The 20,941-nt window shown below is 60.3% G+C and carries 18 protein-coding genes and 1 tRNA gene; 12 read left to right on the top strand and 7 right to left on the bottom strand.

Going from position 1 to position 20,941, the window contains the following annotated elements:
* The first annotated feature begins 76 nt into the window (after positions 1-76).
* From selA to AC0J41_RS12675, 3 genes are all read left to right on the top strand, one after another.
* On the top strand, positions 77-1,489 hold the full coding sequence (selA, locus tag AC0J41_RS12685; RefSeq protein WP_473015801.1) for an L-seryl-tRNA(Sec) selenium transferase: 1,413 nt from the start codon (positions 77-79) through the stop codon (positions 1,487-1,489).
* Positions 1,486-3,402 (top strand): selenocysteine-specific translation elongation factor, encoded by a 1,917-nt coding sequence (gene selB / locus AC0J41_RS12680; RefSeq protein ID WP_473015996.1) that lies wholly within the window; start codon positions 1,486-1,488, stop codon positions 3,400-3,402. Before selA ends, selB begins: the two co-directional genes overlap by 4 nt.
* A gap of 7 nt (positions 3,403-3,409) precedes the next feature.
* Positions 3,410-3,505: transfer RNA gene (locus tag AC0J41_RS12675), tRNA-Sec, on the top strand.
* 126 nt (positions 3,506-3,631) lie between these two features.
* Here AC0J41_RS12675 and AC0J41_RS12670 read toward each other — a convergent pair.
* On the bottom strand, positions 3,632-5,014 hold the full coding sequence (locus tag AC0J41_RS12670) for an aspartate aminotransferase family protein (protein WP_473015800.1): 1,383 nt from the start codon (positions 5,012-5,014) through the stop codon (positions 3,632-3,634).
* Between the two features lie 156 nt (positions 5,015-5,170).
* Here AC0J41_RS12670 and AC0J41_RS12665 point away from each other — a divergent pair, with 156 nt between their 5' ends.
* Complete coding sequence (locus AC0J41_RS12665) at positions 5,171-5,776, top strand: TetR/AcrR family transcriptional regulator (protein ID WP_473015799.1); 606 nt, start codon at positions 5,171-5,173, stop codon at positions 5,774-5,776.
* Positions 5,777-5,914: 138 nt separating this feature from the next.
* The gene (locus AC0J41_RS12660; protein ID WP_473015798.1) at positions 5,915-6,751 is read left to right on the top strand and encodes a hypothetical protein; all 837 of its coding nucleotides are present in this window, start codon (positions 5,915-5,917) and stop codon (positions 6,749-6,751) included.
* Positions 6,752-6,808: 57 nt separating this feature from the next.
* Here the strand turns inward: AC0J41_RS12660 and AC0J41_RS12655 are convergent, their stop codons facing one another.
* Positions 6,809-7,462 carry an NADPH-dependent F420 reductase gene (locus AC0J41_RS12655; RefSeq protein WP_473015797.1) on the bottom strand — a complete coding sequence of 218 codons (654 nt, stop codon included), beginning with the start codon at positions 7,460-7,462 and terminating at the stop codon, positions 6,809-6,811.
* Between the two features lie 99 nt (positions 7,463-7,561).
* On the opposite strand from AC0J41_RS12655, the gene AC0J41_RS12650 reads away from it, so the two are divergent.
* Positions 7,562-8,452 (top strand): LysR family transcriptional regulator, encoded by an 891-nt coding sequence (locus AC0J41_RS12650; RefSeq protein ID WP_473015796.1) that lies wholly within the window; start codon positions 7,562-7,564, stop codon positions 8,450-8,452.
* Between the two features lie 14 nt (positions 8,453-8,466).
* Here AC0J41_RS12650 and AC0J41_RS12645 read toward each other — a convergent pair whose 3' ends face one another.
* Both AC0J41_RS12645 and AC0J41_RS12640 read right to left on the bottom strand, forming a co-directional pair.
* Complete coding sequence (locus AC0J41_RS12645; protein WP_473015795.1) at positions 8,467-9,135, bottom strand: DUF3313 domain-containing protein; 669 nt, start codon at positions 9,133-9,135, stop codon at positions 8,467-8,469.
* 38 nt (positions 9,136-9,173) lie between these two features.
* Positions 9,174-9,497 (bottom strand): hypothetical protein, encoded by a 324-nt coding sequence (locus tag AC0J41_RS12640; protein WP_025109658.1) that lies wholly within the window; start codon positions 9,495-9,497, stop codon positions 9,174-9,176.
* Positions 9,498-9,662: 165 nt separating this feature from the next.
* On the opposite strand from AC0J41_RS12640, the gene AC0J41_RS12635 reads away from it, so the two are divergent.
* The 6 genes from AC0J41_RS12635 (at position 9,663) to AC0J41_RS12610 (ending at position 16,281) form a co-directional block, all read left to right on the top strand.
* Positions 9,663-10,373 (top strand): response regulator, encoded by a 711-nt coding sequence (locus AC0J41_RS12635; RefSeq protein WP_025109659.1) that lies wholly within the window; start codon positions 9,663-9,665, stop codon positions 10,371-10,373.
* Positions 10,370-11,698: an ATP-binding protein gene (locus AC0J41_RS12630; protein WP_473015794.1), complete on the top strand. Its 1,329-nt coding sequence runs from the start codon at positions 10,370-10,372 to the stop codon at positions 11,696-11,698. Before AC0J41_RS12635 ends, AC0J41_RS12630 begins: the two co-directional genes overlap by 4 nt.
* Before the next feature lie 62 nt (positions 11,699-11,760).
* Positions 11,761-12,945 carry a DUF2252 family protein gene (locus AC0J41_RS12625; RefSeq protein ID WP_473015793.1) on the top strand — a complete coding sequence of 395 codons (1,185 nt, stop codon included), beginning with the start codon at positions 11,761-11,763 and terminating at the stop codon, positions 12,943-12,945.
* A 93-nt stretch (positions 12,946-13,038) separates the two neighbouring features.
* Positions 13,039-14,328: an NAD(P)/FAD-dependent oxidoreductase gene (locus AC0J41_RS12620; protein WP_473015792.1), complete on the top strand. Its 1,290-nt coding sequence runs from the start codon at positions 13,039-13,041 to the stop codon at positions 14,326-14,328.
* Positions 14,329-14,353: 25 nt separating this feature from the next.
* On the top strand, positions 14,354-14,911 hold the full coding sequence (locus AC0J41_RS12615) for a helix-turn-helix domain-containing protein (protein WP_025109663.1): 558 nt from the start codon (positions 14,354-14,356) through the stop codon (positions 14,909-14,911).
* A gap of 23 nt (positions 14,912-14,934) precedes the next feature.
* Complete coding sequence (locus AC0J41_RS12610; RefSeq protein ID WP_473015791.1) at positions 14,935-16,281, top strand: glutamine synthetase family protein; 1,347 nt, start codon at positions 14,935-14,937, stop codon at positions 16,279-16,281.
* A gap of 9 nt (positions 16,282-16,290) precedes the next feature.
* On the opposite strand, the gene AC0J41_RS12605 is transcribed toward AC0J41_RS12610, so the two are convergent.
* Genes AC0J41_RS12605 through AC0J41_RS12595 form a run of 3 tightly spaced genes read right to left on the bottom strand, consistent with a single transcriptional unit; the run spans position 16,291 to position 20,903 of the window.
* Positions 16,291-18,267: a pYEATS domain-containing protein gene (locus AC0J41_RS12605; protein ID WP_473015790.1), complete on the bottom strand. Its 1,977-nt coding sequence runs from the start codon at positions 18,265-18,267 to the stop codon at positions 16,291-16,293.
* Positions 18,257-19,390: a hypothetical protein gene (locus tag AC0J41_RS12600; protein WP_473015789.1), complete on the bottom strand. Its 1,134-nt coding sequence runs from the start codon at positions 19,388-19,390 to the stop codon at positions 18,257-18,259. Before AC0J41_RS12600 ends, AC0J41_RS12605 begins: the two co-directional genes overlap by 11 nt.
* A 10-nt stretch (positions 19,391-19,400) precedes the next feature.
* Positions 19,401-20,903 carry an alpha/beta hydrolase gene (locus tag AC0J41_RS12595; RefSeq protein WP_473015788.1) on the bottom strand — a complete coding sequence of 501 codons (1,503 nt, stop codon included), beginning with the start codon at positions 20,901-20,903 and terminating at the stop codon, positions 19,401-19,403.
* Positions 20,904-20,941: the final 38 nt, after the last annotated feature.

Here is a 20,941-nt window from a genome sequence, read left to right as displayed (position 1 = left end):
TGGGGGGCCGGTGTGCTGTGTCTGAACGCGTTGCGTCAGGTCATGCCGGAAAGTCTTTTGTTTTCGGGAGTGGCTGATGTCCGCAAGTGTTGCCCCGCGTTTACCGTCCATTGATGGTTTGTTGCGTCACCCGGCCTGTGTGCCGTTGGCCGAGCGTTATGGGCGTGAGTCGTTGCTGGCCAGTTTGCGCCAGTTGCTCGATGAGTTGCGCTCTAGCGTGTTGAACGGGCAATTATCAGCCGTCGAAATCAGCCCAGACGTGCTCGCCGGGCGCGTCGGCGAGCGCCTGGCGCAACAACAGCGCAGCCACGTGCGGCGGGTGTTCAACCTGACCGGCACGGTGCTGCACACCAATCTTGGCCGGGCGCTGTTGCCGGATGAAGCCATCGAAGCAGTGCAGATGGCCGCGCGATATCCGCTCAATCTCGAATTCGATCTGGCCAGCGGCAAGCGCGGTGATCGCGACGATTTGATCGAAGGCCTGATCCGCGAGTTGACCGGCGCCGAAGCGGTCACCGTGGTCAACAATAATGCCGCTGCGGTGCTGCTGACCCTGAACAGCCTCGGCGCGCGCAAGGAAGGCATCATTTCACGCGGTGAGCTGATCGAAATCGGCGGTGCGTTCCGCATCCCCGACATCATGGCTCGCGCCGGCGTGCGCCTGCACGAAGTCGGCACCACCAATCGCACACATGCCAAAGACTACGAAGCGGCGATCAGCCCGCGCAGCGGTTTGATCATGCGCGTGCATGCAAGCAACTACAGCATCGAAGGCTTTACCGCCCGCGTGCCCACCGCCGAACTGGCCGAGCTGGCCCATCGGCATGGTTTGCCATTGCTGGAAGATCTGGGCAGCGGCAGCCTGCTGGACCTGACCCGTTGGGGCTTGCCGGCTGAGCCGACGGTGCGTCAGGCGCTGCTCGATGGCGCGGATATCGTTACGTTCAGCGGCGATAAATTGCTCGGTGGGCCGCAGGCCGGATTGATCGTCGGGCGCAAAGAGCTGATCGCGAAGATCAAGAAGAACCCGCTGAAACGCGCGCTGCGGGTGGACAAATTGACCTTGGCGGCGCTGGAAGCGGTGCTCGGCTTGTATCGCGATCCGGATCGCCTCGCGGAACGTCTGCCGAGTTTGCGGCTGTTGACTCGCTCGCAAGCCGACATTTTCGCCCAAGCTTCGCGTTTACAACCGGCGATGGCTGAGGCCTTGAGCGAATCCTGGCAGGTCAGCGCCGTTCAGGCCTTGGGCATGATCGGCAGCGGCAGCCAACCGGTGGCGCGATTGCCGAGTGCGGCGCTGTGTTGTCGCCCGCAGGTTTCAAAGCGTTTGCGTGGGCGTTGTCTGCTGAATCTGGAAGCGGCGCTGCGCGGTTTGCCGATCCCGGTGCTCGGGCGCATTGACGACGATGCGCTGTGGCTCGATCTACGTCAGCTCGACGATGAAACAGCGTGGCTGGCGCAATTGCCGCAGTTGCAGGTCGAATCGTGATCGTCGGCACTGCCGGGCACATCGACCACGGCAAGACCTCGTTGCTGCAGGCCCTGACCGGGCAAACCGGCGACCGCCGCCCGCAGGAACGCGAACGCGGGATGACCATCGACCTCGGTTATCTCTACGCGCAGCTAAAGCCCGGTGCCGGGCTGACCGGGTTCATCGATGTGCCGGGCCACGAGAAATTCACCCACAACATGCTCGCCGGGGCGCAGGGCATCGATCTGGTGTTGCTGGCGGTGGCAGCGGACGACGGGGTGATGCCGCAGACCCGCGAGCATCTGGCGATCGTCCAGTTGCTGGGCATTCCCCGGGCGCTGGTGGCGATCACCAAGTGTGACCGGGTCGAACCGGGCAGGTTGAAAGAGGTTGAACGCCAGGTTCTCGATTTGCTGGAAACCGGGCCGTTTGCCGATGCGTCGACGCTGGCGGTGTCGAGCGTAACCGGGCAGGGCGTCGATGAGTTGCGTCAGCGTTTGTTGCAAACCCAGGGCGAAGTGCATGAGCGCAGCCGCGAAGGTGGATTCCGTCTGGCCATCGACCGCGCCTTCAGCGTGGCCGGCGCGGGCATCGTGGTCACCGGGACGGCGTTGTCGGGTACGGTTAGCGTCGGGGACAAACTGGCGCTCGGGCCGTCCGGAAAATCGGTCAGGGTGCGTGGCTTGCATGCGCAGAATCAACCTGCCGAACAGGCCTTCGCCGGGCAACGCGTTGCACTGAATATCAGCGGTGATCGGCTCACGCTGGAGCAGATCCATCGCGGCCAATGGTTGTTGGCCGAATGGCTGCACGCACCGACGCAACGGGTCGATATCGAGTTTCAGCTGCTGCCCGGCGAGCGCACGTTCGAACACTTTCACCCGGTGCATGTGCACCTCGGTACCCAGGACGTGATCGCTCGCGTGGCTTTGCTCGAAGGCCCGCGCTTGAACTCCGGCCAGCGCATGTTCGCGCAACTGCTGATCAACGCCCCGGTGCATGCGGTGAAGGGCGATCGGGTGATCCTGCGTGACCCGAGCGCGCAACGCACCCTCGGCGGTGGCCAGGTGCTCGACCCGTTCGCCCCGGCCCGACAACGCCGCAGCCCGGAACGGTTGGCGCAACTGCAAGCCTTGGTGCGCAGCGACAGTCTTGAGCAAGCGCTGCCGGTGTTGCTCAACCACAGCGCCGGTGGCCTGGATCCGCAGCGGCTGGAGCGTCAGTTCAATCGTCAACGTGCAGACTGGTCACTACCGTCCAACGTGCGCCTGATCGACACCCGCCAAGGCCCGGTGCTGTTCAACGTGCAGCGTTGGGGACAACTGAAGTTCACCGTGCTGGAGCAACTGGCAAAACTCCATGAGCTGGAACCCGACCAGATGGGCCCGGATCGCGACCGTCTGCGGCGCTTCAGCGGTCTGGCGCTGGAGCGTTCGACCTTTGCCAGCCTGCTGGACGAATTGCGTGCCGCCGGATCGATCAACGCCAGTGGGCCGTGGCTGCACCTGCCGGATCATCAGGTACGTTTGAATGCCGAAGACGAAACCCTGTGGCTGCGCCTGCAGCCGCTGTTCGAACAGGCCGGATACGATCCGCCGTGGGTGCGCGATGTCGCAAAAATACTCGGTGAGGACGACGCGGCAGTGCGCCTGTTGCTGCGCAAACTGGCGCGCCTGGGGCTGATGTACCAAGTGGTGCGTGACCTGTTTCTGCCTGACGTGCAACTGCGGCGCATGGCCAGCGTGCTGCTGCAACTGGAACAGGAAAATCCACAGATCCAGGTGACAACGTTCCGGGATGCGCTAGGCTTGGGACGCAAACGCTGTATTCAGTATCTGGAGTATTTCGACCGCCTTGGCCTGACCCGACGCATCGGCGAATCCCGCGTGATCCGCCACGACAACGCGCTGGCCAGTGCCGACGCACCCTGAGTTCAATGGAAGGCAATCGCGCCCGGTGGCGCGGCCGGGCTTCAAACCCGGTTGGGGACGGCATCCGTTCCCGGGCAGGTTCGACTCCGGCTGCCTTCCGCCAATTACGCACTATTCAAAAAGCCTCTGTGGGATCGGGCTTGCTCGCGGATGCGGTGTGTCATTCAACATCTGTGTTGAATTATCGGCCGCCTTCGCGAGCAAGCCCGCTCCCACAATGGATGTCGGTTTACAGGCAGCCATACTCGCGGGCCGTGCGATCGACGGCGATGCGGGTTTTGTCGACCAATTCATCCAGCTCCGCCCGCGTGGCAATCAGCGCCGGGGCCATGATCATTCGTCCCAGAGTAGAGCGGATGATCAAGCCTTCTTCAAAGCCAATGGTGCGGCAACGCCAGGCGATGTCGTTCTCGTTGGCGAAACGCTTGCGGGTGGCTTTGTCTTCGGCGAACTGCAACGCGGCAACCAAACCAACGCCCTGAATTTCACCCACCAGCGGATGGTTGCCGAACACTTCGCGCAGGCAGTTCTGCAGATAAGGCCCGGTATCGTTTTTCACTTGGGTGACCACGCCTTCATCGCGCAACGCCTTGAGGTTGGCAATCGCCACCGCTGCGGCCACTGGGTGCCCGGAGTAGGTCAGGCCGTGGGCGAACACGCCGCCTTTTTCCACCAGCGCTTCAGCCATGCGCCGCGACAGGATCAGGCCGCCCATGGGGATGTAGCCGGAGGTCAGGCCCTTGGCGATCGACAGGGTGTCGGGCTCGAAACCGAAGGCCTGATGCGCAAACCATTCGCCGGTACGGCCGAAACCGCCGATGACTTCGTCGGCGCACAGCAGCACGTCGTACTTTCGGCAGATGCGCTGGATTTCCGGCCAGTAAGTGGCAGGCGGGATGATCATGCCGCCGGCGCCCTGGAACGGTTCAGCGACGAACGCGGCAACCTTGTCGGCGCCCAGTTCGAGAATCTTGTCTTCCAGTTGTTTCGCTGCGCGCAGGCCGAATTCTTCGGGGCTGAGGTCACCTTCGTGGGCGAACCAGTACGGTTCATCAATGTGCGCCACGTCGGGGATGGTGCCGCCCATTTCGTGCATGAACCTCATGCCGCCCAGCGCCGTCGCGGCCAGGGTCGAGCCGTGGTAGCCGTTCCAGCGGCCGATCATGATTTTCTTTTCGGGTTGGCCCATCACCTGCCAGAACTTGCGCACGGTGCGGATCAGCACTTCGTTGGCTTCGGAGCCGGAGTTGGTGTAGATCGCGTGGCTGTAGTGCTTGGGCAACAGGCTGAACAGCAGTTCCGACAACTCGATCACCTGCGGGTGAGTGGTGTGGAAGAACATGTTGTAGTAGGGCAGTTGTTGCAGCTGTGCAGTCGCGGCGGCGGCCAGGTCCTTGCGCCCGTAACCGAGGTTGGTGCACCACAGGCCAGACATGCCGTCGAGATAACGATTGCCGTCGTTGTCCCACAACGCCAGGCGATCACCGCTGACCATCACCCGCGGGCCTTCCTCGTTGAGTGCTTTCTGGTCGACGAACGCATGAATGTGGTGGGCGGCGTCGGCGGCCTGGTAATCGCGGGTACTGCGGGTCGGATCGAATTCGGTGGACATGGCTGATCTCCAGAGAATGGGGCGGGTGAGTGCGTTCATTCCAGCGCTGCACGGCTAATATTTGTCACTTTAAAATATTTTTGTAAAGAAAATATTTGTCGGTGAAAAAAGATATCCGTAGGCTGATCGCCATTGGCAAGGATCATCAGAGGCAACATGAGCGGACTCAGAGAGCGGCAGAAGGAACAGCGCCGGCAAGTGATTGCCGAAGCGGCACTTGAGCTGTTCAAGACCAACGGCTTTGCAGCCACCACACTGGACCAGATTGCGGTGCAGGCCGGGGTGTCCGCGCCGACGGTGGTGAATTACTTCGGCGGCAAGCAGGAGATTCTGCTGGCGTTGCTCAAGCAGCCCGACGAGCAGGCCATGCGTGATGCGCGGGCCAATCTGGATGACGACAGCGATCCATTGGAGGCGCTGTGCGAGTTCGAAGGGCTGATGACCGATTACCAGCTGCAGGCAATGCCGGCCTCACTGTGGCGCGAACTGGCGCCGTTCCTGCTGACCGGTGAACTGGCCCAGGCCTTGAGCCCGTGGAATGTGGCAGTGATTGAAGAGACCAAGGCGTTGCTTGGGCATTTTCAGGCGCAGGGCAAGGTGCGTGCATCGGTCGATCTGGAGGTGGCCGCGACGCTGTTCAACCAGTACGCGAACATGGCGTTCATTCGTCTGGCGACCCAGGAAGTGCCGGACCGACCAGCGCATGCCTTGCACATGCGCGGGGTGCTGACGCTGTTGTGTCACGGCATGCTGGAGAGGTGAACCTGGCGTGCAGAGCTTGCGCGCAGCAGCCGGACGGTAGAGGTACCTGTCAACTCTGACAGTTATGTCGGCGGCCAAAGCGACTTACGCTCCTGCTCTCCCTTGTGTCCGGGAGATAACCCAAAGGGGAGCCGCGCAATGAAACCTGAAAAACTGCACAACACCCGTGGCAATGTCCAGGCAACGATTGAGGACAGAGACGGCAAACTGGCATTCATCGCTAGAACAGAACTGGAAATAAGGGAGACTGCAGAACAGTTCAGGATCAGCGCCACTATGAGGCACGACGTCCAGACTTTCAGGGTGATTGAACTCTGGTTTCCCAATACCCTTGCAAATGACGGCACGGAAAACCGGTTTTCGCTGAAACCCTCGCCCGACAGCAAAACACAAGGGCGCTATTCATACTTTCCAGAAGGCGTTTCCCTGGGGTCATACGAGGGCGTGCTTACAGTGCACTACGACTGGAAAACCGCGCGCATGTGGGGTTCGTTCGATTACAGCGTTCACTCCGGCCCGGACGAGATTATTTCCGTGAGCTCAGGCATCTTCGATCTCACCGGCATTACCGTTGCACACCTGGCAGGTAAAGGGACATTCGAGGGGACGGTCGACAAGGAAAACTTCAATGCCGTTGAAGTCGGTATTCAACGCAAGGAAGTCGACGGTAAACCTTATCTTGAGGTCGTTGGCCGCACTCATCCGCCCATTGGCGCAGAACATATCACCCTGATCATCGATGCTGATTTGCAGGGACTGACGCACCCACTGGGAAGGTCAGACAGCAAGGTTCAAGCGCTTTACTTTCACTCTCCATTCGGATTCTTTTACGCAAGAAGCGGCGAAGTGACCTTTGCCTCCTTGCCCACGCATACCCACGCAAAAGGCACGCTAACCGGCGCCTTCCAACAAAACGAAGAACCGCCCCGCAAGGTCAACTGCACGTTCGATATCACCGAAACCCCAACCCGATAATCCCCGCCCCCGAACACCGGCCGCCCCGCAGGCAGCCGGTTTGCGGCTTCCGTGGCGTTACCAGCGGCGCGGCAATTCGACGTTGCGCTCGGCTGCTGCCAAGGCGTGGATCAGGCCGGCCTTGTCGAATGCAATGCAATAGGCCGGTTTGGCCCGCTCGAATCGCCAGCTCTCATCCAGGTTTCCTGCGTCGACCGCATCAAAACCGATTTCATCCAGAAGCCGACTGACGAGTGCCTTGGCCTGCGCATCATCAGCTGCAATTGGCAACGCCCGGCGCTCGTTCGAATGCGCCGGCCGTGCGTCCTTGAGCAGATCACCGGCAAGGATGGCATTGAACACCTTGACCACCGTTGCCCCGGTCAGGTGCTGCGCGAGCAACCGGCTGGTGGTGCTTTGATGATTATCAAGGGCCGCGATATGGCCGTCTCGATCGGGGTAATAGTTGTTGGCGTCCAGCACGGTTTTGCCCACAAACCATGCGCTTGGCAGGCTGGGGTAGTGCTCGAACGGAATCGCCACCAGCACCACATCAGCAAACTGCACCGCTTGTTCGGCGCTGCCGATCTGGCAGCCGGCGATACCGCTGAGCACGCTGCTCATGGTTTGCGGCCCGCGCGAGTTACTCAGCATTGCTTCATGCCCGGCGGCAATCAGCAATTGCGCCACGGCGCGCCCTATGAATCCGGCTCCAACAATTCCAATACGCATCACGTGCTCCTTGATCGGGTTTGAAGGGCCTATGATGATTGCTAACCAGATGCTGATAAATTGCGGTTTGTTACTTGCTTTCGATAACGGGAGTTTCGAATGGATCGTCTTGGCAGCATGGCGGCTTTTGTAATGGCTGCCGAAGCAGGCTCTTACGCCAGTGCCGCTCAACGCTTGGGCATGTCGGCGCAGATGGTCGCCAAGCATGTCGCGGCGCTTGAACACAGGCTGGGTGCGCGGCTGCTTAATCGCACCACGCGCCGGCAGAGTCTGACCGAACTGGGCAGTGCGTATTACGAGCGTTGCAAGCACATTGTGGCTGAAGCCGAGGCCGCCGATTCACTGGCGCAAATCATGAGCGACACACCGCGTGGAAAACTCAAGGTCAGTGCGCCCGTGACCTTTGGTTCCTATAGCCTGATGCCCTTCGTGACCGGGTTTCTACGGGAGTTTCCCGAAGTGGAAATCGACCTGCATCTGACCGACCGCGCCGTGGATCTGGTGGAAGAGGGCTTTGAGGTGGCTTTCCGGATCGGTCCTCTTGCCACCTCCAGCCTGACGGCCAGACCCTTGGCCCCCTATCGACTGATGGTCTGCGCGTCACCCGCGTATCTGGCGGCGCGCGGGACACCGCGTGTGCCGGAGGATTTGCAGGCACACGAGTGCCTCGGTTACGCCTATTGGTCGCGGCCGGCTGATCGTGAGTGGCAGTTTTTCAAGGGGTCGCAGGCGTATAGCGTGCCGGTGACCAGCCGTTTGCACGTCAACGAGAGCAAAGCCTTGCTGTCGGCGGCGGTGGATGGTTTCGGCATCGTGCTGGGGCCGGCGGATTTTCTTCAGCCGGCCTTGCGTGCGGGAGCGTTGGTTCAGTTACTTGAGGGTTTCGAGACGCCCAGCCGAGCGATGCATCTGCTGTACACGGCGAACCGGCAGAAAACGGCCAAGGTTCGCAGTTTTATCGATGCGGCCGTGAAGCACTTTGCGCAGTGAAGCAGGACATGGGGTTAGCGACGAATCGTCGCGTATGACTTGCCCAGATCACTGGCCCAACCGTCCAGCACGCCTTTGACGTCATCGGCGGTCAGCACTTGCTTGTCGTTTTCCAGTGCCAGGCCAGTGCCCTTGCGTACGACTTCGGCGACCACTTCGCCGGTGGAGCCGTCTTCGAACGAGACTTCGGTGGCGATTTCACTGTCCTGGTCACGAATGCCGGTGGCGGTGCTCACGCCGGCGGCGACCAGGGTCACCGGTAGCCATTCATAGAAGCGCAGGCTCTGCGTGCTGGCGGACACGCGGGTGATTGCGGGTCTGACGGTCAGGGTATTCGGGCCGGGTCTGGACACCAGGTGCATGACCTTGCCCAGTTCGAGCCTGAGGGCCGCGTCGTAGTACTCGGTGACGCCCGACAACGTGCTCAGCGGAATCCGCTGCGTCGGCTCGACGCTGGGGTAGAACTGACTCGGCGCCAGATAGACCTGGGTGTAACGGCCGCGGGCCAGCGCAGGGCTGACCCAACCCAGAACCGGCAGGCCTGATGGCGACTTGTGTTCGCTGAGCACGCTGTAATCATGCAGGAAACCGCTGTATTTCTCCGGTTCGACGGTTTTGCTGCTGCAGCCCGACAGGCTCAGAGACGCTGTACACAACAGTGTCATCAAGCAATGGCTTCTCATCATGCGAATCCTTGTTTTGCGCTTTGCACCCGCGTCGTTCAAGCGCGGGCGGTGGTTGGGGAGGAGAGCGGCGGGGTGTTGTCCGAGCACTCGATGCGCAGTTGACCGTGGGTCATGATCCAGTGGATGAGATCGGCGGTCGGGATCGAATGCACGTACTCCACCCATTGCGCCTGGGAAGGCCCGTATTGTTCGAAATAGCGGCGCAAGACGATGCGGCTTTGATCATCTGACAGGCCCAGGCAGAACTCCTGGAACAGCAGCGGCGTATCGTGCTCAGGCGCCGTGGTGCGTTGGCTGAGAATCAACGGATAACGGGCGTCGTGTCCCTCGGCGGTATACCTGCTGTGCAAAGCCTTCATGAAATGCCCCCTGTTTTGGAAGGCGTGCAGGGTGGCAGAGGGTTTTTGCCGCACAATGTCCGCTTGATGTCCGGGACGACGGAATGTTGCACGATTGAAATAAATGACCCGGGCGCCGGAATAGTTTTAGATGCGTTCTTTTTTTGGCCTTGGGATCCTGTGAACGTGAGCAGACTGCTGATCGTCGACGATGACGTGGAAATTCTCGCCTTGCTGAAGAAGTTCTTCGTCCAGCACGCCTACGAAGTCGATGTGGCCGTCGACGGCGCGGCAATGTGGGCGGCGATTGCGCAACAGCGCCCGGACACGATCATTCTCGACCTGATGATGCCCGGCGAGGGTGGCTTGAGCCTGTGCCAGAAAGTGCGGGCGCAGATGGGCATTCCGATCATCATGCTGACCGCCATGGGCGAGTTGAGTGACCGCATCGTCGGCCTCGAACTGGGTGCGGATGACTACGTGACCAAACCGTTTGCCCCGCGTGAACTGCTGGCCCGCTTGCGCGCCGTGCAACGCCGCGCCGGTGAGCAGGTCGGCCCCGCGAGCGAGCCGTCACGGCCGGTAGTCGCTTTCGCCGGTTGGCACCTGGACATCACCTGCCGCGAACTGCGCTCGCCGCAAAACGTGATGATTCCGCTATCCGGTGGCGAGTTTGACCTGCTGGTGGTGTTTCTCGAGCACCCGCAGCGCATCCTTACCCGCGAACAACTGATCGACCTGTCTCGCGGCCAGGGCCATGACGCCTTTGATCGCAGCATCGACGTGCAGGTCAGCCGCCTGCGGCGCAAGATCGAACCGGACAGCAAACGCCCTGACCTGATCCGCACTGTGCGCAACGGCGGTTATATGTTCACGGCCAAGGTCACTCGTTCATGATTCGCCGCTTCTTGCGCCGTGATCCGCTGAGTCGGCGTATCGCCCTGACCATCGTCGCGGCCATGCTTGCTTCGCTGGCGCTCAATTTCCTGTTCGTGGAGGTGGCGGGAACCTGGGCGCGCCCGCCCATCGAACGCACCGGGTTGCTGGAGCAGATTGCCGCCACCGTGAAGTTGATCGAGGCCGCACCGGCACCTTTACGCCGGCAACTGGCGCAAGCGGCAAACGGCCTGACACAAGAGGTGATGTGGAGTGCGCAACGCGACGACCTCGGATTGCCCTCGGGTGGTACGCCACTCACGGCAGGCAAGACATCGGTGTTGCATCAGTTGTTGGGCGATGATCGACAGATTCGGGTGTTCAACCCCGCTGACTGGCCGAGCGGCAGCCCGCTGGGGCGCTATGCGGCGCTGATTCAACTGCCCGATGCCAGCTGGTTGCTGTTCTCTTCGCGCGAGCGCTCCTGGGGACTGGACATCGGCACACGCATCGCGATCATCATCGCCCTCGGCCTGATCGCCACGGTGCTGGTGGCCTGGCTTGCCACACGGCAACTGGCCCAGCCGCTGCAGCGTTTCGCCAGCGCTGCCCGCCGTTTTGGCGGCGATCTGCGTGCGCCGCCGATCAAGATCGAAGGCCCGGACGAGATCCGTCAGGCGATCATCGCCTTCAACACCATGCAGGCGCAGATTCAGCATTACATCAGCGAGCGCACGCACATGCTCGCGTCGATCTCCCACGATTTGCGCGCTCCGCTGACCCGGATGCGCCTGCGCAGCGAGTTCATGGAAGATTTTGATCATCAGGACAAACTGATCCGCGACATTGAAGAGATGCAATCGATGATCAACGCCGCGCTGGCGTTCTTCCGTGAAGACACCCAACCGGAGCAAACCACCGCGTTCGACCTCTCGGAGTTGCTGCAGACGATCATCGACGACTACCGCGACCAGAATATCGCCATCGGTTTCAGCGGCCCGGCACATCTGGTGTATGAGGGACGCCCGCTGGGGATCAAACGGGTAATCGTCAACCTGCTGGAGAACGCCGAGAAGTATGCGCAGCAGCCATGCATTGCGCTGAGCAGTGACGGTTACAGCATCTGTATCGACGTCAGTGACGAGGGGCCGGGAATTCCCGAAGCATCGCTGCAACGGGTATTCGATCCGTTTTTCCGCCTGGAAACCTCGCGTAACCGTGAAACCGGTGGCGTCGGGCTTGGCTTGTCGTCGGCGCGGGCCATTGTCCGCGAGCAGGGCGGGGAGCTGACGTTGAGTAATCGCAACGGTGGTGGCTTGTTGGCTCGGGTCGAGCTGCCTTTGTAATACTTTGAAACATTCAGCCATGGCGAGCGGTCAACAGGACACATTCACTGCAAGAAGCGTCCATGAAAACCCCACGGCCCTCCGCACGCCTTGAACCGCTGTCACAACTTCGCAATCTGAAAATGGCCCGCTCCGCGCACGCTTATGTGCGCGGCAGTACGGTGCAGTTTTACGAGTGGCTGCATAGCCAGCCGGGACGCCGCCTGCCGCAAGGGCCGGCAGTGTGGATCTGTGGCGATTGTCACGCCGGGAACCTGGGGCCGACGGGCGACTTGAAAGGGCGCATCGATATCCACATCCGCGACCTCGACCAAACCGTTATCGGCAATCCTGCGCATGATCTGGTCCGTCTGGCCTTGTCCCTGGCCACCGCCGCCCGTGGCTCGGATCTGCCCGGCGTGGCGACTGCGCGGATGCTCGAAGAAATGATGCGCGGCTACGAGCAGGCGTTTGAAGACGACGTCGATAAAGAACCGCCACGCCCCGCGCAAGTGAAAGCCGGGATGCGCAGCGCGGTGCAGCGCACCTGGAAGCATTTGGCCCAGGAGCGCATCGAAAACACCAAGCCGACTATTCCGCTGGGCAAGCATTTCTGGTCGTTGTCGCGCGAGGAGCGCAGCGCGTTGAAGACGTTGTGCGCCACGCCAGATCTGCACACGTTGGTGACGTCACTGAAGGGCCGCTCGAAGGATGATCGAGTGAAAATGCTCGACTCGGCCTATTGGGTCAAAGGCTGCAGTTCGCTGGGGCTCAAGCGCTATGCGGTTTTACTCGGGGTGGGCGATGGCGATGACGAAGAGTATTGCTTGCTCGACATCAAGGAAGCAGTCGCCGCTGCGGCCCCGCGGGTGGCCCGGGCGGCAATGCCCAGAGACAACGGCAAACGGGTCGTCGAAGGTGCGCGGTTTCTCTCGCCGGGCCTTGGCAATCGGATGATTGCGGCCCGGGTGCTCGACCATGGTTTCTTCATTCGTGAGCTGCTGCCTCAAGACATGAAACTGGAGCTGGATCAGTTGAGTCAGACCGATGCGATGTTGGCCGCCGGGTATCTGGCCCGCGTCGTGGGACTGGCGCATGCCCGGCAGATGGACCTGAGCACACGGGCCTCGTGGATGCGCGAACTGCAAGCGTGTCGCTCAAAGACCCTGGATGCACCGTCGTGGTTGTGGTCGAGTGTCGTGCAGTTGGTGGGCAGGCATGAGAAAGGCTATCTGGAGCACTGCCGGCGTTATGCGCTGGAGCACTGATCCCGCTGGAGGACTCAGTTGTCTGTTGCCGATATGAAGTTTGTTCTGTAGATTTTCATGAAATTACAAGAACAGAATTTCACGAGGCCGCGAATGTTTCAGCAATCCCAGCGCCATGTCGACAGCTACTACGCCCACAGTTGCGCCGATATCCTCACCCAGCGACCGGTGCTCGAAGGCGCGCAGGACAGCGATGTGGTGATCATCGGCGCGGGGTTCAGTGGCTTGCACACGGCGTTGCGCCTGGCCCTGGCGGGCAAGCGCGTCACCGTGCTGGAGGCCAGTCGCGTGGCGTGGGCCGCATCCGGGCGCAACGGCGGGCAGGCGATTCTGGGCTGGTCGTGCGACATGCCACCGCTGGAAGCAGCGCTGGGGTATGAACGGGCAAGGCGCCTGTGGGACGGCATGCGCTGGGCCGCGCAGGAGTTGCGCGCACTGCCCGGGCGTCACGGCTTCGATTGCGACTATCGCCCGGGGCATTTGTGGACGTCGGTGATGCCGCGTCGGGTCAGCCTGCTGACCGAATGGCAACACGAAGCCAGTCACAAGTGGGGTCACGACGGCCTGCAATTCATTCCCCGTGAAGATCTGCCGCAATGGGTCGCCAGCGAGCGCTATCAGGCCGGGCTCTACGATGCTGAAGGCGCACACCTCAATCCGCTGAAACTGGCCCTCGGGCTGGCCACCGCCCTCGAGCGTGCCGGCGGGCGCATCTACGAGCAAAGCAAAGCGTTGAGCTATCAGCCTGAGGGCGATGGTTTCCGGGTCAACAGCGCATGTGGTTCGGTGAAGGCCGACGTGCTGGTGCTGGCCTGCAACGCCTATCTCGATGAACTCGACCCGCAACTCGCCAGCTGCATTCTGCCGGTCGGCACCTATCAGGTGGCCACCGCGCCGCTGAAACCGGAGCAAGCCACGGCGCTGCTGCCGAGCAACGTCTGCGTGACCGACAACCAGTTTGTCCTCGATTACTTCCGCCGCACGCCCGACAACCGCTTGTTGTTCGGGGGCGGCTGCACCTATCTGGGCGGCATGCCCAAGGACATCGCGGCGGCGACCCGGCCGTTTCTCGAGCGCGTATTCCCGCAGCTCAAAGGCGTCGGACTGCAATTTGCCTGGGGCGGGCACATCGACCTGACGATCAAGCGCACCCCGGACATTGGTCGCGACGGCCACCGCTATTGGCTGCAGGGTTACTCCGGCCACGGTGTGCTGCCGACACTGGCCGCCGCCCGCGCAGTGTCGGACGCGATTCTCGGTAAAGACGATGAGTTGGCGTTGTATCAGGGCCTGAGCAATGGCAGCTTTCCCGGCGGTAAATACCTCGCCGCACCGCTGGAAGCCATCGGCAAGGCCTGGTATCGACTGCGCGACAGCATTTGATGAAAAATTTTCTGGAACCCCGGCCATGAACAAGCAAGAAGAAATCGCTGCGCTGGCGATCCTGATCCACGACCTGCGCAAGCACAAGAAATACACCCTGAAAGAACTGGCCGACAAAATCGGCCGTTCGGTGGGCTTTCTCTCGCAGGTCGAACGCGGTCTGTCGCGGCCGACGGTGGCCGACCTGACCGCGATCAGCGAAACCCTGGGCGTGCCGACCACCTATTTCTACAGCCTGCCCAAACCCAAACAGGTGCCTTGGGTCACCCGCCCCGACGAGCGCCGCACGCTGTATTACGCCAACGGCATTACCGACATTCTGGTGTCGCCGCAGATGCGCGCTTCGTTTTCCATGCTCGAAAGTCATCTGGAACCGGGCGCGAGCAGCGGCGACCGGCACCTGAGCGACAGTTCGGAGCAGGGCGGCTATGTCCTCGAAGGCGAACTGACCTTGTGGCTGGGCGATGACGAGGACCCGGTCGCGCTACGTGCCGGCGACAGCTTTCAATTCGACAGCCACACCCGTTGCCGCTACGGCAACCTCACCCAGCAGCTCACGCGCGTGCTCTGGGTCTACACCTGACAATAACAAAAGGAACACCGACGATGGACGCTGTCTGCTCTGACCTGCTCGCTGAAGTGCGTGCTTTTCGCCAACGCTACCCCGAGGTGCGTTATGTCGACCTGATTTCCCTGGACATTCCCGGGCATTTCTACGGCAAGCGTTATCCGGTGGACATGCTCGAAAAAGTCGCTGCAGGCAGCGCGCTCAAACTGCCGCAAAACTGCGTGTTGCTGGGCGTGCAGGGCGGCCTGTTCAAGATCGGCGATTACTGCTTCAACGACGGCGACCCGGACGCCGCGCGCCGCCTCGTCCCGGGCACACTCAAACCGGTGACCTGGGAATCACAGCCGCTGGGGCAGATGCTGATCACCTCCGATGGCACCGCCAAGCCGATCGAGTTCGAACCCCGTGAAGTGCTCGCACAGGTGCTCGATCGCCTCGCGCGCAAAGGTATTCATCCGGTGGTGGCGTTCGAGCTGGAGTTCTACCTGTTCGACAAGAAGCTGCGCGACGGCCTGCCGCAATTCCCTCGCGACGAGCTGAGCGACGATGCCGATGATCAGCCAAACATGCACATCGAGCGCCTGTCGCGTTTCGCCCCGGTGCTGGATGAGATGGTCGAAGCCGCGCGGACCCAAGGCATCGACGCCACGGTAATTACCGCGGAGCTGGGGCCGGGACAGTTCGAGATCAATTTTGGGCATCTGGACGACGGTCTGCGTGCCGCCGACTGGGCGGCGCTGTTCTGTCGCAGCACCCGTGGTGTTGCGCTCAAACATGGCTACCGCGCCAGTTTCATGGCCAAGCCGTACGTCGAGCATCCGGGCAGCGGCATGCACGTGCACGTCAGCCTGTATGACACGGCAGGCAATAACCTGCTGGCCGCCAATCACCAACAGCCGCTGCGCCATGCGGTGGCCGGGTGCCTGGACTTGCTGCCGCACAGCATGCCGATTTTCGCGCCGAACCAGAATGCCATGCGTCGCTTGAGCGGCACGGTGAACACCGCGACCAAGGCGAGTTGGGGTTACGAGGACCGTGACGCGTGCCTGCGCATTCCCGAGTCGGACTCAAAAAACCTGCGCATCGAATACCGTCTGGCCGGCGCCGACGCCAACCCGTATCTGGTGCTCGCGGCGATTCTGGTGGGCCTGGAACACGGGCTGGAAACCGGCAAGGAACCGATCCCGCCACTCAACGACGACCGCAACAGCGGCATCGCTTTCCCCAGCGAAATCCTCGATGCCGTGCGCGCCCTGCAGAATCAACCGCAATTGCGCGCGGGACTGGGCGCCGAGTTCGTCGACGTGTATTGCGAGAACAAGCGCCAGGATCACCTGGCGTTCATGCAGGAGATCAGTGCGCGGGAGTATCGCTGGTACTTGTGAAGGCCAGGATCAGCGCTCCTGAACGATTCGAGGTGCGGTCTGGAGCGCTGCAAGATTGAGTTCCAGCTCTATTTCTGGCCCGGGAATCCAGACCCCCACAGTAAAACCACCCCAGGCCGAAACCAGGAGTTTAGCGACACCTTTTTTGAATCGGCGTTTGACAGACGGCGGTTTGAAGCTGTCGTGGAGGTGAAATTCGACTTCCTCACCATCCTCTCCCGGCCCTTCCACCAGCAGTTTGATACGAACCCAGTTTTTGGAGCGGCCCTCTGAAAAGTCCGCTGAAACCCTGAACCCTGCAAGGCTGGCCTTGCCACCGAACCGGCCTCTTTGCAGATCATCGCGGTACATCACCCGTCGCTTCAGCGCGGGGGCGGTCTCGATGGGTCTGAGGCTAGCGCAATCCTCCTGTTCTTCCTTTGATGCGTTGGTCACGGCCGCATCAAGCATTTTACTGAACCTGTCCAGCCGGCTGGTCAGTTGCCGCGCGGGCAGGCCAAGTGAGACTGCCAGATCTGTGATGCCAACAGTATCCATGGGGCGGTGGTCTGTGTTGTTGATGAGATTAAGTGCCCGCAGGGCCGTTTCTTGAATATCCGAACTCCAGAGCTTCATTTTATCGGCCATACGATTGATGCTCGCATTACCGGTTACCGTTTCAAGTTTTGCTACAACTTGATCAAGCAGCGATGGCAAGTCCTCAGTCGCGGAAGTTCGGCGCAGCCGCGCTTTACTGGCAGATAATTGCCAGCACAACCAGGCGGCGGTGCCTCCTGAAGAGCGGGTAGCGGCTGCCACAAGCGCGGTACCGCGCACAGCGGTGGGGCGGGCGATACTCTCCTCGATTGCCCAGCGCCAGGCGCAATCGAGCATCGGCGGACTTTCAATACGCTTGGGAAGGATTCTGAAGCGGTCCGGGTTGATTGCCTGCGGTATGGCTCGCGCCAATTCCCAATGCGCTGCGAGCGCGTCTGCCGGTATGCCTGGCTGGGCGGGGTTTGGAATCCAGTCGAGGATTCGCCTGCCCCATCGTTGCAAAACGTCTGCACCCGATCCGACAGACGCGCTTTCATCTGGTGCTTGCAAGCTTTCACCCCGCTTGAGGGTTGAAAGTGCAACCAGCGCTCCATAGAACCTGAGCAAGGGGTCGGTTTTCGGGTTATCAAGAACAGACACGACATCGTGTGTGAGTGAGTTTGTTCCATTGGCGAGATCGTAAATCAGCAACTGCGCAAGGCGCATTCGCTCACGCATGCGATAGGTTTCTTCATCGCCACGCACAGTGACGATTACCGTCTCGGCAGGATCGATACCAACGCTATCCTCTGCCACGAACCGTTCGACGTCAGGGACAATCAACCGCGTACGCGTGACCTTTAGAAAAACCACCGTTTTGCGGCCAGCCAGCGACGGAACGATCAGTCCAAGCCGCTCATTGAGGATGGATCGGAAACCGACATGGAAACGGCCAGGTTTGACCTGGTATATGTAGCCTTTTTCATTGGAAAGCAGATCTAGATTCAGCGCCTGGGCAGAGTCTCTTCGCATTGCAACATCGTTTCGGTCGTATAGGCGAATACGCAGGTCTGCCACATTTTCGAGCAGATGGCGCTCACCCGTGACAATCACGACGATTGAAGAGTCCTGTGTTCGTTCGGAGGGTGTCAAAGCATCGCTGACCGCATCAATCAGCGCATGAGTTTGCGGCTTGCTACTTTGTCCTGATATGTCGGACTCCATCTCGCTGGGGTCAAACTTCAACTGCGTTTCTTCCTGACGGCCATCCAGGCGCACCATCGATTCCGACTGATGACCGGCAGAATTCCAGCGCACCAGATACAGCCCTTCGGGCAACCAGGTAGCAAGTTGCCCGGAGCCGCGCGCGATCTCGCTCAGGCTGGAATCCAGCAATCTGATGGCAATGCCCGGCCGGGTAACCAGAGACAACTTGTACAGTGACCGAGAAGTGCCGGACTCATGGGACATGGATGTTCTCCCGAGTGGGTTGCACAAACATTCTGTGGCGCCCCGAGCCGTCATCGATTTCGATCACATAAAGGCTCTCCGGCAGGGGAGGCAATGACAGGGTCGGTCCGGTGACGACGAAGGCAGGCATATCTGCGACGGGTTTATTGTCGCCACCTTTGAGAATCAGCCTGGTTCCGGTTGCCAATGTCGAGACATTCAGAACCGGACCATTGGGAAGGCCCGCCGGCCCCGTCACAATCAATGGTCCGTGCGGATCAGGTCGATACGAGAGATGGGGTACCTGATCATTGTCGGTATAGCTTTTGATATTGGAATGGATGAAGTCTCGAAGCGGAGCCGCGTATAGCTCACCTGCGCTGCCTGGGCGATGCGTGCGTAAACCATCCATCAAGGCTTTGGTAAAGGCACCCCGACACGGCTCCGTGCGCGTTTCGTACGCGGGTTGACCCTCTTGGGCCGCGAATGCCATTCCCCAAGGCGCTATTGGATCACCGTCAAAATCAGAAACCGGCTGTACTTGGGTCATTAATCGTGATGCCTCTGACCTACAGCAATCAGCGAACAAAATGGCTTCGTTGAAGCGTTCGTGGAGTAAGGCCTTGCGAAAGCTCTCGCAAGGCACCAAACCTGCCGCGAGTTCGCTGGATTTCGGATGAAAGTCACCTGCCATAAAGCAGGTTTCATCCTGCCCGCGACCATATATTCGAGCCCGAATGCCATGGCCGGCGAGAAAGACATACACGCGTCTGGCTTCTTCATCATTGTCAACAAATGCGGTGGAGTACGCACCGCGTCCGACAGTTTCAATAGTGGATGTAATTTCCGTCGCCTTGGGTGCGCGCCCATTATCAGGAGGTTGCCAATCGCTATCCTTTTTGTCATCAGGGATGAACCAGTTCGGCAACTCGCCTTCCAGATAACTTTTGAGCCGCCCCGCAGATAACGCGGCAGGCCAGGGATACGTCCAGAAAAAAAGCCTTTCAGCCGGTACGTTGCCACCCAGAGGATCCAGTACCCAATCGGCAAAATCACATGCATCGGCGACAGCGCCTTCCAACGGTTTCTGCGCGGCTCGCCGGTGATAGACATTGATGCCTACAACAATCGCCCAACTCTTCATTGATTGGACCTCAGAACAGCTTGCGGGCTGTGGCCAGAGTCAAGAGTTCTTCATCAAACGCCCCGTGGCTGTCAGCCATCGACAGCGCTGGCGTGGGCGAATAAATGATGCTGCAGTCGTCCTGCTCGAAAAACGCCGAAATGCGTTTCTCTATCGCGCTCTCTACTTGCGTCAGGCCTGACAGTCGCGAGAAGCGCTGCATCCCCAGAAGTGGGGCATCGGTGTAGGCTTCGTGCGTTTGCTCTTCGAAGAGTCCGGAGACCAGATACAGTAGGGAGCTTGGATAGATATACCCCTTGTCGTGTCCCAGTACAGCGTCGCGGCGTTCCAGTTCATCGGTCATGGTTATCATGCGACACCGGGAGACAAGATCACCGGCACGATCAAGCGTTGCAGCAAAAACATCCTTGCGCACAGCAGGCGCGAGCAGGAACAGTTTGACCTTTCCCGGAACGCTTTCGGCCTTCATGTGTTGCAGCAAATGCGCTGCCCAGATGGAGCCAGCGCTGTGGGCGGTCACCACGAAGTCCTGCGTTTGGTGTGTTTTAAGCATTGTCAGTAGCGCACTGCCGAATTTACCGCTACCGAAGTGATCAGCGGCGTCGTTAACCATCATTCCCCACACTTTCGCGCCGATCAGATCACCGTACAGTTCCCGACAGATTTCCTCGACTACGGTTGCGTGGAAACCATGATCCCGACCGCTGTTGAATCGGTTGAAACATCTGAGCGCGATTTTGGCAGCGTGCTTGAGCAGGAACGCTGCAACAGTGACCAACCCGCGTGGCTGCCCCGTGATTGCCGCAGGTGGCTCCAGCTGTTCCTGGATATTTTCGTCCAGGCGTTCCAGCATTTTTCTGCCTGATACAGGATTCGCCCCCGCCGAGGCTGCCCGGGCGCCACTGGGGACGTTGATGGCCTCGTCAATATCTGCAAGAGCTTGCTGGAACCCTGTATCACTCTGAAGTTCTTTCTTGAACTCCAGGGCCAGATCAGCTTCAGATTGCCCGGCGAATATCGCTGCACGCTGGCCTGCCGTTTGACCGGCCGGCAAATGTGAATCGACGTCGTCGAAAGGTCGAGGTCCCTGTTTGCCAGTAATGCGTTGTTGTATCTGCGCTTCGGAAAGTACGACCGGTGGGGCCCCACGAGCTCCGGGGATCGATACCCCGAGTTTGCGGGCGACAAAAGCCAATAACTTGCGCTGAATGGTTTGATAGAGACGATCATCGTGGACAAGCTCGGTCCAGTTGGTCTGGATGGTTTCAAGCGCACCTGTTCGCCACACGACATAGACTTGCGTCCAGTCATCACCGAGGTTCCAGCTGCCTGGTTCATTGCCGGAGAGTCGTTTGGCATTGGCTATTGCCGCAGCTTCATCAGTCAAGCCGCCGTGAAGGTGCAACAACAACTTCGCATCAGGTTTGTTGAGGGCTTGTGCCAGATCCGCCAGCAACTTCTCCTGGCCTTTATCCGCGACTCCATCTCTTGTCAGCACTATATAAGTGGCCATTCTTCGTCCTACCCTGAGCATGGGTTCGATCGTCGCTA

The organism is Pseudomonas sp. Arb-4-2C, from assembly GCF_055755015.1.
The sequence above is the reverse complement of the archived record's forward strand: the minus strand, read 5'-3'. Positions and strand labels throughout refer to the sequence as shown.